Here is an 11,555-nt window from a genome sequence, read left to right as displayed (position 1 = left end):
ACGGACGGCTCCCTTGTTTGAGATCTCAACGAACTCATTCTGGCACATCCGATGCCGTCGGGCGCCGTCCACCCCATCATGCCGTAACCTCCCCGCTCCGCAACGGTGCTGAAAATGGCTCCCTCCACACCGCTCTGCCCGGCGAATATTCTGAACCGCTTGCGCCTTTCGGCTAATGTCACGGCATGGATCCTAGGGTCTGCGCACGCCGCTTCGCGGCGGCTCCGCCCTAGGATGACGAAGGCATTGTTGACCGCTCCCTCGCGGGGCGGAGGCACCTCCTGCGTCGAACGCGCAAGCCCGTCGCGCGCGCCCTCAATCATCATAGCTGTGCCCCGCCCTCAGGCCGTCGCGCACGCGTGCCGCGATGGCCAGGAACTCCGGCGTCTCGCGGATATCGAGCGGTCGCTTTTTCGGCAGCGTCGATTCTATGACGTCGCTGACACGCCCCGGGCGCGGCGACATGACGATGATGCGCGTCGACAGATAGACCGCCTCGGGGATCGAATGGGTGACGAAGCAGATAGTCTTGTTGGTGCGCTCCCAAAGCTCCAGCAGCTGTTCGTTGAGGTGATCGCGCACGATCTCGTCCAGCGCGCCGAACGGCTCGTCCATCAACAAAAGGTCGGCGTCGAAGGCGAGCGCCCGCGCGATCGAGGCGCGCTGCTGCATGCCGCCCGAAAGCTGCCAGGGGTATTTCTTCTCGAAGCCGCTGAGATTGACAAGGTCGAGGGTTCGCTTGATGCGCGCCGCCTGCTCCGCTCTGGACAGGCCCATGATCTCCAGCGGCAGTGCCACATTGCGCTCGATCGTGCGCCACGGATAAAGTGCGGCCGCCTGGAAGACATAGCCATAGGCGCGGCTCTGGCGCGCCTGCTCGGGCGTCATGCCGTTGACGGAGATGGCTCCCGATGTCGGCTTCTCCAGATCGGCGATGACGCGCAGCAAGGTCGTCTTGCCGCAGCCGGAGGGCCCGATGAAAGACACGAATTCCCCCTTGCCGATCGTCAGGTCGACATTCGACAGCGCCTGTACCGGACCATCATTGGTCTGGAAGGTCAGGCCAAGCTTGCTTGCCGAAACAACGGCTGGCGATACTCCCGTCATCGGCCGTAGCCTGTCGCTTCCGGCCACTGCGGCGCCGGCCGGAATCCCATTGATTTTACCCCGATGTTGCTTTCCACTCGCCCAGTCCTACTCGCCGCAGTTTTACTCGCCCCAGTTCTACGCGCCCTTGTCCCATCAGATAGACGCCCGGAGTTGCCCCGATGTCGCCCAAACCGACTTGCCATCTTATCCGCCCTGAAAGCTCTTATGAAGGCAAGCAGGGCCTGAGTTATTTCGCCGGTATCGCCGCCGAAACAGTCGGCTCGTCCGGCATCTGCATGCATCTGCTGACCATGCCGCCGGGTGCCCGCGCCAAGGCGCATATGCACGAAAACCATGAAACCGCGATCTATGTGCTCTCCGGCGAAGTCCATACCTGGTATGGCGACCGGCTCGAACAGCATATCGTGGTCAAGGCCGGCGATCTTTTCTATATTCCCCCCGGCGTGCCGCATCTGCCGGCCAATCTGAGCGACGGCCCCGCCTCGGCGGTCATTGCCCGAACCGATCCCAACGAACAGGAAAGCGTCGTCCTGCTGCCGGAACTGGACGGGTTGGTCGCTTGACGCCGGCATCGAGGCAGCGGTCGTCATCGGCACCGTCACGAACATGATTTCAGCGGCCCGATCTCCTCAAGGCCGGGAATGGTCACGAAGAAACCGTCCCCTCCTCTGTTGATGACCTTGACGACATCCGTGGTCGTGCCCTCCTCGCCCTCGGCGAAACAGGTGGAGCTCAACAACAGGGTGCCAGGCGCCGTCGTCAGTCGCTGTGCGAACTGGCAGCCGGTGCCATAGGTTTCGACGCTGTCGGCGGTCAGCACGACATAATCGTCGCTGTCCTGATAACCGAGCCGTACACCAGCGCAACCGACCTCATTGCCAAAGGAGCCGGCAAGGACGTCAGCCGCCGCCGGCCCGGCGGCAAGGATCACCGCGGCCATTGAGATAATCGCTCCGTGGCTCGCCAAGCTCAAACGCCCGTCGCCGGGATGCCCGTCCGTTCCACCTTGCGCGGCGCGGAAATTTCCTTCCACGTCGACAGCGCCCGGTTGACCGCCGCGTTCGGCTCGCGAGCGACGAATTCGCCATGGCCGGGCTTCGCCTTGACCTCGTTTTCCTCGATCGACAGTTCGCCGCGCGAGAAGACGAAGCGCGGCAGGCCGGTTACCTCAAAACCTTCGAAGACATTGTAGTCGATCACCGACTGCTGCTTCTTGGCCGTGATCTTCTTCTTGCGCTTCGGGTCCCATACGAGGATGTCGGCGTCCGCGCCTTCGACGATGGCGCCCTTCTTCGGGTACATGTTGAGGATCTTGGCGATGTTGGTCGAGGTCACCGCGACGAACTCGTTCATCGTCAGCCGGCCGGTCTTGACGCCGGTCGTCCACAGCACCGGCAAACGATCCTCGAGCCCGCCCGTGCCGTTCGGGATCTTGGTGAAGTCGCCGACGCCGTTGCGCTTCTGTTTGGTGGTGAAGGCACAATGGTCGGTCGCCACCACTTGCAGCGACCCGGCCTGCAGGCCGGCCCACAGCGAATCCTGGTGCAGTTTGTTGCGGAAGGGCGGGCTCATCACCCGGCGCGCCGCATGGTCCCAGTCCTTGTTGAAATATTCGCTCTCGTCCAGCGTCAGGTGCTGGATCAGCGGCTCGCCGAATACCCGCATGCCTTTCTGGCGCGCCCGGCGGATGGCTTCGTGCGCCTGCTCGCAGGAGACATGCACGACATAGAGCGGCACACCGGCCATGTCGGCGATCATGATGGCGCGGTTGGTCGCCTCGCCTTCGACTTCAGGCGGGCGCGAATAGGCGTGTCCCTCCGGGCCGCTGTTGCCCGCCGCCAGCAGCTTCTGCGACAGCGCCGCCACCACGTCGCCATTCTCGGCATGGACCAGCGGCAGCGCGCCAAGATCGGCACAGCGCTGGAACGACGAATAGAGCTCGTCGTCATCGACCATCAGCGCGCCCTTGTAGGCCATGAAATGCTTGAACGAGGTAATGCCCCTGTCGACGACGGTGGCCATCTCGTCGAACACCTGCTTGCCCCACCAGGTGATCGCCATGTGGAAGGAATAGTCGCAGGACGCCTTCGAGGTCTTGTTGTCCCACATCTGCAGGGCCTCGAGCAGCGATTGCTGCGGCGCCGGCAGGCAGAAATCGACGACCATCGTCGTGCCGCCGGCAAGGGCCGCGCGGGTACCGGATTCAAAGTCGTCGGCCGAATAGGTGCCCATGAACGGCATTTCGAGATGGGTATGCGGGTCGATGCCGCCCGGCATCACATAGCAGCCGCTGGCGTCGAACTCATGGTCGCCATGCAGATCCGGCCCGATGCCGATGATCTTGCCGTGCTTGAACAGCACATCGGCCTTCCACGTCCGGTCGGCGGTGACGATGGTGCCATTCTTGATGACTTTGGACATTTGGTTGTTCCCTTATTCTCTTCGCGCTTCTTGTGAGCGCCTTGCTTGATCAGGTCGGTTCAGCGTCGAGGAACCCTGAACGGCCTCTACATGACTCCAACTTCCCGCAATATCTCCTCGACGCAACCATCGAAGGAATTTGCCAAGTCTCCAGTCGAAAACCTGAGCACACGATAGCCCTGTCGGCCAAACCATGCATCACGTATGCGGTCCTTCTCCATTTGCTCCGGCATAAAGTGATGCTCTCCATCCACCTCGATGACGAGGTTCTTCTCGTGCAGAACGAAGTCCGCAATGTAAGGCCCAATCGGCGCCTGCTTCCTTGCATGTAACCCGTAGAGGCGACGGAACTCCTTCAGCTCGGACCAGAGCTTACGCTCGCCCTCTGTCATGTTCCGGCGCAACATTCTTGCACGTTTGATGGCGGCTGGATCGATCGCGGTCGGTGCCAAGACGAGTACCCCCACCCTCAATTCCTCCCCACAAGGGGGAGGGAGGCTTGGTGCCGCGCTGTCACAGCTGAACCCATCAAAGCTTTCGCCATAGAAAAAGACGTCGGCATTGCTAGTCCCCCTCCCCCTTGTGGCAGGGCAATCGCATTTGGATTCTTACGAAGATGGACCCCCACCCTAACCCTCCCCACAAGGGGGAGGGAACGCTGCCGCCCGCCCTTACTTCTCCTTTTGGCGCCGAAAGGCAGGCAATTTGCCGAGGTCAGTGCCAACGGAAGTCTCCCTCCCCCTTGTGGGGAGGGGTTAGGGGTGGGGGTACGGCGCCAACATCTCACCCCACAATCCCCGCCGTGTCCACCACCGCATGGAACAGCACGTCGGCGCCGGCCGCTGCCCATTCCTTGGTGATTTCCTCGGCCTCGTTGTGGCTGAGCCCGTCGACACAGGGGCACATCACCATTGCGGTGGGTGCAACGCGGTTGATCCAGCAAGCGTCATGGCCGGCGCCCGAGACGATATTGCGATGCGTATATCCCAGGCGCTCCGCCGCATCCCGCACAGCCTTGACGCAGCCCGCGTCGAAAGTGACCGGATCGAAATGGCCGGCCTGATCGATTTGATATTTGATGTCGAGCGCGTCGCAGATCGTGTCGATGCCTTCCCGGATGCGGCCGTCCATGGCGTCCAGCACCTCCTTTTCCGGCGAGCGGATGTCGATGGTGAAGACGGTACGCCCGGCAATGATGTTGCGCGAGTTCGGATAGACCTCCATATGGCCGACCGCGCCGACGGCGTCGGGTTGGTAGTCCATGGCGATCTCGTGCACCAGTTCGATCACCCGCGCCATGCCGAGCCCGGCATTGCGCCGCTTCGGCATCGGCGTCGAGCCGGTGTGCGCCTCCTTGCCGGTCAGCGTCACCTGCAGCCATTTCAACCCTTGCCCATGGGTGACGACACCGATGTCGATGCCCTCGTCCTCGAGGATCGGGCCCTGCTCGATATGCAATTCGAAGAAGGCGTGGATCTTGCGCTCACCGACTTTCTCGGTGCCCTTCCAGCCGATCCGTTCGAGTTCCTCGCCGAATTTCTTGCCGTCCTTGTCGACATGTGAATAGACGTCGGCCTGGTCGAGCACGCCGGCGAACACCCCGGACGCCATCATCGCCGGCGCAAACCGCGCGCCTTCCTCGTTGGTCCAGTTGGTGACGACGATCGGATGCTTTGTCTTGATGCCGAGATCGTTGAGCGAGCGCACGACCTCCAGGCCGCCGAGCACGCCGAGCACGCCGTCATATTTGCCGCCGGTCGGCTGGGTGTCGAGATGGCTGCCGACATAGACCGGCGGCAGGCTGGGGTCGGTGCCTTCGCGACGGGCAAACATCGTGCCCATCTCGTCGACGCCCATTTCGAGCCCCGCCTCATCGCACCAGCGCTTGAACAGATGCCGCCCTTCGCCGTCCTCGTCAGTAACAGTCTGGCGATTATTGCCGCCGGCAATGCCGGGGCCGATCTTCGCCATCTCCATTATCGAATCCCACAAACGGTCTGAATTGATCCGCAGATTCTCGCCGGGGGCGGCCATATTCTAAAACCTCATTGGTTGCGGCACGCCAGCGTCCCCCTCCCCCTCGAGGGGAGGGTGGCCGCGAAGCGGTCGGGTGGGGTCGGCTGACATGCGCGCGACCTTCTCCTTGACCACCTGTGCGACATGCCAAGCGCTGTTTATGACATCGGGCTCATCGACGCGAAAGATATCGAACCCGAGCGATCGCAGATAGGCATCACGGACGGCGTCGTGCCGTTTGCCCTTCTCCTGTTCGTGCAGATCACCATCGATTTCAAGGACCAGCTTTACCGCAAGGCAAGCAAAGTCGACGATATAAGGCCCGATCGGACACTGGCGCCGGAATTTCATCCCGGCCGATTTCAATTCGCGCAGTTCATACCAAAGCAGCGATTCGCCTTTGGTCGCATGAACTCGAAGCGCGCGCGCCTTCTGGCGCATTTCGAAGCTCACGCGGGTCCGGGGCATCACAGGCACCTATGCGGCCGAAGGTCAGGCTGGCGCGCTGCCGCGCCGACCCCACCCGGCCGCTTCGCGGCCACCCTCCCCTCAAGGGGGAGGGAAAGCTGCAGCGCGTTCCTCAATCCACCGCCCTCAGCACTTCGCGCACGTGGTCGATCAATTCGTTGATCTGGCCCTTGGTGATGATCAGCGGTGGCGACAGCGCGATGATGTCGCCGGTGGTGCGGATCAATGCACCGCGCTCGAACGCCTTGACGAAAGCCGAGAAGGCCCGCTTCGTTGGCTGGCCGGCGATCGGCGCCAGCTCGATCGCGCCGATCAGGCCGATGTTTCTGATATCGATGACGTTCGGCTCGCCCTTCAGCGAGTGCAGCGCGTCCTCCCAGTACGGCGCCAGTTCCTCGCCGCGCGTCAGCAGCCCTTCTTCCTTGTAGGTGTCAAGCGTGCCCAGCGCTGCCGCGCAGGCGATCGGATTGCCCGAATAGGTGTAGCCGTGGAAGAACTCGATCATGTGCTCGGGGCCGGTCATGAAGGCGTCGTGGATTTCCTTCTTCACGAACACCGCGCCCATCGGGATGACGCCGTTGGAGACGCCCTTCGCCGTGGTCATGATATCCGGCGTGACGCCGAAATAGTCGGCGGCAAACGGCGTACCGAGACGGCCGAAACCGGTGATGACTTCGTCGAAGATCAGCAAGATGCCGTGCTTGGTGCAGATCTCGCGAAGCTTCTGCAAATAGCCCTTCGGCGGCAGGATGACGCCGGTGGAACCGGCAACCGGCTCGACGATGACGGCGGCGATGGTCGAGGCGTCGTGCAAGGCGACGATGCGCTCCAGCTCGTTCGCCAGTTCCGCGCCATGCTCCGGCACGCCCTTGGTGAAAGAGTTCTTTTCCGGCAGATGCGTGTGGGGCATGTGATCGACGCCGCCGAGCAGCGTGCCGAACATCTTGCGGTTGGTGACAATGCCGCCGACGGAGATGCCGCCGAAATTGACGCCGTGATAGCCGCGTTCGCGGCCGATCAGACGGGTGCGCGAGCCCTCGCCTTTGGCGCGGTGATAGGCGATCGCCATCTTCAGCGCGGTCTCGACCGATTCCGAGCCGGAATTCGTGAAGAACACATGGTCCATGCCCTTCGGCGCGATGTCGACCAGCCGGTTCGCCAGCTCGAACACGATCGGATGGCCCATCTGGAACGCCGGCGCATAGTCGAGCTCGGCCGCCTGGCTCTGGATCGCCTCGGTGATCTTCGGGCGGCAGTGGCCGGCATTGACGCACCACAGGCCGGCAGTGCCGTCGAGAACCTTGCGCCCGTCGCTGGTCGTGTAATGCATGTCCTTGGCCGACACCATCATGCGCGGCGCCTGCTTGAACTGCCGGTTTGCCGTGAACGGCATCCAGAATGCGCTGAGATCGTTCGGCGTGACTTTCAGCCGGTTGGACATGACCAAGACTTCCCCTTGTAACCTGTTTCGGTGCGGCTAACGCTTGGTCTTTCCAACGCTTGGTCTTCGCGACGTTTTCGTGCTACGCAAATTTTTGACCGGTTGGACAAACGTTAGCACCGCCTTATCAGCGGTCAAGGGATTACTAGCGGAAATGCGGCTTTCGAAGTGCGCTCCACAGGGCGAGGAAAAACTGGTCCAGAGAATTGGTCCAGACACTCCTCACGGCGAAGGTTTTGCGGGGTGACGGGGGCGGTCGAAAGCTCCCCTCCTCGCCGCACCCGCATTCAGCTGGAAAAGCGCGAGCTCATCCTGGAGGCGGCGCTAGAAGTCTTCTCCACCAACGGTTTTCGCGGCTCGACCATCGACCAGATCGCCGAAGCCGCCGGCATGTCGAAGCCGAACCTGCTCTATTATTTCCGCCGCAAGGAGGACATCCACGAGACGCTGATGCAGCGGCTTCTCGACACCTGGCTGGCGCCGCTGCGCGAGCTCGACGACATTGGCGATCCCTTGACCGAATTGCGCAGCTACATCAGGCGCAAGCTCGAAATGGCGCGCGACTTCCCGCGCGAGAGCCGCCTGTTCGCCAACGAGATCCTGCAGGGCGCGCCGCGCATCATGCCGATGCTGGAAGGCGAGTTGAAGACGCTGGTCGACGAGAAAGCCAACGTCATCAAGGGCTGGATGCGCGCCGGCAAGATTGCCCGCACCGACCCCTGGCACCTGATCTTCTCGATCTGGGCGACGACGCAGCATTATGCCGATTTCGACGTGCAGGTCCGCGCCGTGCTCGGCCCCGACCGCGGCGGCGACGGCCGTTTCGAGGATGCCGCAAGGTTTCTCGAGCAGCTGTTCATCGACGGGCTGAAGCCGAAGGGCTGAGGCAGCTCGGCTGTCGCAAACCTCCCCCATTGCTTCGTCATCCTGGGGCGCAGCAAGGAGCGGAGCGACGCAGCGCAGACCCCAGGATCCATGCCGTGACCTCAGAGCGTTGCTGCGGTGCAGTATTCTGCTCCGCTGCATTCTTCGGCAGATGTCACGGCATGGATCCCAAGGTCCCCGCGACGCCGCTTCGCGGCTGCTACGCCCCAGGATGACGAAGCTGGGTTCACGCGCTGCGCCGCTCGGCCGGAAGCGTCTCCAGCAGCTGTTCAAGCTTGGCGATCGAGTTCTGCTCGGCGAGCGGCGTGTAGACGATCAGCTTCATGTCCGAGCCGTCGTCGATCGAAAGGCTCATATGCTCGAACGCCATGGCGCCTGCCGTCGGATGCCTGACATGCTTTACACCCGATAGGTTGCGAGCCACATCGCGCAGCGGCCACCATGCGCGAAACTCCGGGCTTGAACGTGTCATCAGCGCGATCAGCCGCTCGAAATCCGGGTCGCCGACATATCTGGCGCTTTCCGCCCGGAATGACGCCAGCACGGCACGCGCCAGTTCCTCCCAGTCGACGAGCAGGCGCCGATGCTGCGGGCTGGTGAAAACCATATGGACGATGTTGCGGGCATCGCCCTCCAGCAGGCCATAGTCGCCGAACACGGCTGCCGCGGCAGAATTCCAGGCCAGCACGTCCCAACGCCGCCCAAGGACATAGGCCGGCTGGAGGACCAGGCTCTGCAGCATGTGCAGCAACGGGCCATCGACCTTTTCCGGCGCATCGAGACGACGCTCCGGCTGTGGGCGGCCGGCAAGAATGAACAGATGCCGTTGCTCGGCCGTGTCCAGGCGCAGCGCCTGACTGAGCGCCGTCAGCACCTCGACGGACGGCCGCACGTCGCGCCCTTGCTCCAGCCAGGTGTACCAGGTCGTGCCGACGCCGGCGATCATCGCCACCTCCTCGCGCCGCAGCCCGGGTGTGCGCCGGCGCAGGCCGGTCGAGATGCCCGTGGCCGAAGGCGTCAGCCTTTCCCGTCGCGAGCGCAGAAAGGCGCCAAGCTCGCGGCGACGGCTGCCTTCGGCAGAATGCGTGGTGGAATCCATCGGCGCTATTATAGCAGTACCGATACCAGGATAAAGTTTGAACTGTTTGGCATGCGTCTGGTGCCACATCTTTCTGCTCAGAGCGATGACATGGAGGCTCTGAACATGGAACTGAAAGACAAGACGATCCTGATTACCGGCTCAACCGACGGCGTCGGCCGCGTTGTCGCGCAACGGCTCGGCGCCGGCGGCGCCCGCATCCTGGTGCATGGCCGCGACGCGACAAGGGGCAAGGCGATCGTGACCGAGATCGAAGCCGCCGGCGGCAAGGCCGAGCTTCTTGTCGCCGATCTCTCCTCCCTGGCCGAGGTCCGCCGCCTCGCCGAAGCCGTCCGCGCCAGGACCAAGCGGCTCGATATCCTCATCAACAATGCCGGCGTTGGCACCGCCGGCCCCAATGCGAAACGGCAGGTCAGCGCCGACGGCTACGAGCTGCGCTTTGCCGTCAACTACCTCGCCGGTTTCCTGCTCACCACGGAGCTGCTGCCACTGCTCAAGGCCAGCGCGCCGGCGCGCATCATCAATGTCGCCTCGGCCGGGCAACGGGCGATCGACTTCAGGGATGTCATGCTGACCCGCTCCTACGACGGCGTTCGTGCCTACTGCCAGAGCAAGCTGGCGCAGATCATGTTCACCATCGATCTGGCGGAGCAGCTGAACGGCACCGGCGTCACGGTCAACAGCCTGCATCCGGCAAGCTACATGAACACCACGATGGTGCGGCAGGCGGGCGTCACACCCTGGAGTTCGGTCGAAACCGGCGCCGAAGCCATCATCAACCTCGCCACGTCGCCGGCACTCGAAGGGCGAAGCGGCCTCTATTTCGACGGCCAGAGAGAATCCCGTGCCGATGCGCAAGCCTATGACGTGAAGGCGAGGCAGCAGTTGCGCGAATTGAGTCTCGGCCTTGTCGGGCTCGCACCCGTTTCCGCAACATCGAAGAAAGAAAATTCATGACCGAGAAAACGCAGCACGCCGTGATCGTCGGCGGCTCCTCCGGCATCGGCCTCGCCACCGCGAAAAAGCTGCTTGGCCCGGGCATGAAGGTGACGATCACCGGGCGCAACCGGGAAAGGCTCGACAATGCATGGCAAAGCCTTGGCGGCGCGGTCGAAAAAGCTGCCTTCGATGCCGCGAAGCCGGACGAGGTTCGCCGGTTCTTCAACGATCTCGGCCCTTTCGATCACCTGGTGCTGGCCGCCAGCGGCGGCAAGGGGCTCGGTCCGTTCGAAACACTTGACCTGACCGACATCGGCGGCGGCGTCGACGAGAAGGTCCGGCCACAGCTCTCCTGCCTGCAGGCCGCTTTGCCGACGCTGAACAAGAGCGGCTCGGTGACTTTCATCTCGGCGGTGTCGGCGCAATTGTCGGCGCCGGGTATCGCCGGCATCGCCGCCGTCAACGGCATGCTGCTGACCGTGGTGCCGATCCTGGCGATGGAGCTGAAGCCGTTACGCGTCAATGTCGTGGCACCGGGCGTCATCGACACGCCGTGGTGGGATTTCCTGCCCGATGAACAGCGCCATGCGGTGTTTGCCGAGTATGCCGGCAAGACGCCGGTCGGCCGCATCGGCCGCGCCGAGGACGTCGCTGAGGCGATTGCGTTCCTGGTTTCGAACAGCTTCGTCACCGGCCAGGTGCTGACCTGCGACGGCGGCTTGCGGTATGCGGCCTAAGGCGGCTGCCTCCACGAGGCGTGTCAAAGCGACTGCGCGATCAGCGCCAGAAATCCTCCGGTCAGCGCGACGTTGCCGACAAAGCCGTTGATGCGGGACACGCGCTCGGGCCCCTGATGATCCCAGAAATTGTGGAACATCGGCGTAGCAAAAACCAGGAACAGGATCAGGCATGCCGCCGCCGCAGCGGTCCAGATGCCCGCGATCACCAGCGCTCCGGCGATGATCTGCAGGACGATCCCCAGCCACAGCACCGGCCGCGCCTGCGGCACGCCGCGCGTCGTCATCAATTGGCTCACCAAGGCTGCATTCTGGATGTTGCGCAGGCCGGCAAAGACAAAGGCGCCGCCAAGCAGCAGGCGGGCGGCGAATAGAATCTCACTATCAAAGTTTGAAAACATGCTGTCGGTCCTTGGAAAAGAGGCGCGCGGCCCAAGGC

14 protein-coding genes are annotated in these 11,555 nt (G+C 63.1%); 4 read left to right on the top strand and 10 right to left on the bottom strand.

The window, feature by feature from the left end; genetic code table 11:
• Together NKH41_RS33110 and NKH41_RS33105 are read right to left on the bottom strand one after the other, a co-directional pair.
• On the bottom strand, nt 1-182 hold a 182-nt coding region (locus NKH41_RS33110; protein WP_352935821.1), incomplete at its 3' end, for a hypothetical protein.
• Between the two features lie 133 nt (nt 183-315).
• The gene (locus NKH41_RS33105) at nt 316-1,107 is read right to left on the bottom strand and encodes an ABC transporter ATP-binding protein (RefSeq protein WP_352503196.1); all 792 of its coding nucleotides are present in this window, start codon (nt 1,105-1,107) and stop codon (nt 316-318) included.
• A 161-nt stretch (nt 1,108-1,268) separates the two neighbouring features.
• On the opposite strand from NKH41_RS33105, the gene NKH41_RS33100 reads away from it, so the two are divergent.
• Nucleotides 1,269-1,673: a cupin domain-containing protein gene (locus NKH41_RS33100; protein WP_023675871.1), complete on the top strand. Its 405-nt coding sequence runs from the start codon at nt 1,269-1,271 to the stop codon at nt 1,671-1,673.
• Between the two features lie 35 nt (nt 1,674-1,708).
• Here NKH41_RS33100 and NKH41_RS33095 read toward each other — a convergent pair whose 3' ends face one another.
• From NKH41_RS33095 to aptA, 6 genes are all read right to left on the bottom strand, one after another.
• The gene (locus NKH41_RS33095; RefSeq protein ID WP_352767700.1) at nt 1,709-2,050 is read right to left on the bottom strand and encodes a hypothetical protein; all 342 of its coding nucleotides are present in this window, start codon (nt 2,048-2,050) and stop codon (nt 1,709-1,711) included.
• 29 nt (nt 2,051-2,079) lie between these two features.
• Entirely contained in the window at nt 2,080-3,531 is a 1,452-nt protein-coding gene (gene hydA / locus NKH41_RS33090) for a dihydropyrimidinase (protein ID WP_352767698.1), read from the bottom strand.
• 86 nt (nt 3,532-3,617) lie between these two features.
• A complete protein-coding gene (locus NKH41_RS33085) occupies nt 3,618-3,983 on the bottom strand; it encodes an endonuclease domain-containing protein (protein WP_352471504.1) in 366 nt (121 codons plus the stop codon).
• 331 nt (nt 3,984-4,314) lie between these two features.
• Entirely contained in the window at nt 4,315-5,565 is a 1,251-nt protein-coding gene (locus NKH41_RS33080) for a Zn-dependent hydrolase (RefSeq protein WP_352767696.1), read from the bottom strand.
• Nucleotides 5,566-5,568: 3 nt separating this feature from the next.
• A complete protein-coding gene (locus NKH41_RS33075; protein WP_352767694.1) occupies nt 5,569-5,988 on the bottom strand; it encodes an endonuclease domain-containing protein in 420 nt (139 codons plus the stop codon).
• A gap of 139 nt (nt 5,989-6,127) precedes the next feature.
• Complete coding sequence (gene aptA, locus NKH41_RS33070) at nt 6,128-7,456, bottom strand: omega-aminotransferase AptA (RefSeq protein WP_352471500.1); 1,329 nt, start codon at nt 7,454-7,456, stop codon at nt 6,128-6,130.
• Between the two features lie 243 nt (nt 7,457-7,699).
• On the opposite strand from aptA, the gene NKH41_RS33065 reads away from it, so the two are divergent.
• Complete coding sequence (locus NKH41_RS33065; protein ID WP_023675865.1) at nt 7,700-8,341, top strand: TetR family transcriptional regulator C-terminal domain-containing protein; 642 nt, start codon at nt 7,700-7,702, stop codon at nt 8,339-8,341.
• Nucleotides 8,342-8,567: 226 nt separating this feature from the next.
• On the opposite strand, the gene NKH41_RS33060 is transcribed toward NKH41_RS33065, so the two are convergent.
• Nucleotides 8,568-9,440: a helix-turn-helix transcriptional regulator gene (locus tag NKH41_RS33060; RefSeq protein ID WP_352571786.1), complete on the bottom strand. Its 873-nt coding sequence runs from the start codon at nt 9,438-9,440 to the stop codon at nt 8,568-8,570.
• Between the two features lie 105 nt (nt 9,441-9,545).
• Between NKH41_RS33060 and NKH41_RS33055 the strand changes: the two genes are divergently transcribed.
• Nucleotides 9,546-10,397: an SDR family NAD(P)-dependent oxidoreductase gene (locus NKH41_RS33055; RefSeq protein WP_352767692.1), complete on the top strand. Its 852-nt coding sequence runs from the start codon at nt 9,546-9,548 to the stop codon at nt 10,395-10,397.
• A complete protein-coding gene (locus NKH41_RS33050; RefSeq protein WP_352767690.1) occupies nt 10,394-11,116 on the top strand; it encodes an SDR family oxidoreductase in 723 nt (240 codons plus the stop codon). The genes NKH41_RS33055 and NKH41_RS33050 overlap by 4 nt, the downstream gene beginning before the upstream one ends.
• A gap of 23 nt (nt 11,117-11,139) precedes the next feature.
• Here NKH41_RS33050 and NKH41_RS33045 read toward each other — a convergent pair whose 3' ends face one another.
• Nucleotides 11,140-11,517 carry a DoxX family protein gene (locus NKH41_RS33045; protein WP_352767688.1) on the bottom strand — a complete coding sequence of 126 codons (378 nt, stop codon included), beginning with the start codon at nt 11,515-11,517 and terminating at the stop codon, nt 11,140-11,142.
• Between the last annotated feature and the right edge of the window lie 38 nt (nt 11,518-11,555).

The sequence above is a fragment of the Mesorhizobium sp. M1169 genome (assembly GCF_040318345.1).
GTDB lineage: Bacteria > Pseudomonadota > Alphaproteobacteria > Rhizobiales > Rhizobiaceae > Mesorhizobium.
This window is presented reverse-complemented; position numbering and strand designations above follow the sequence as displayed.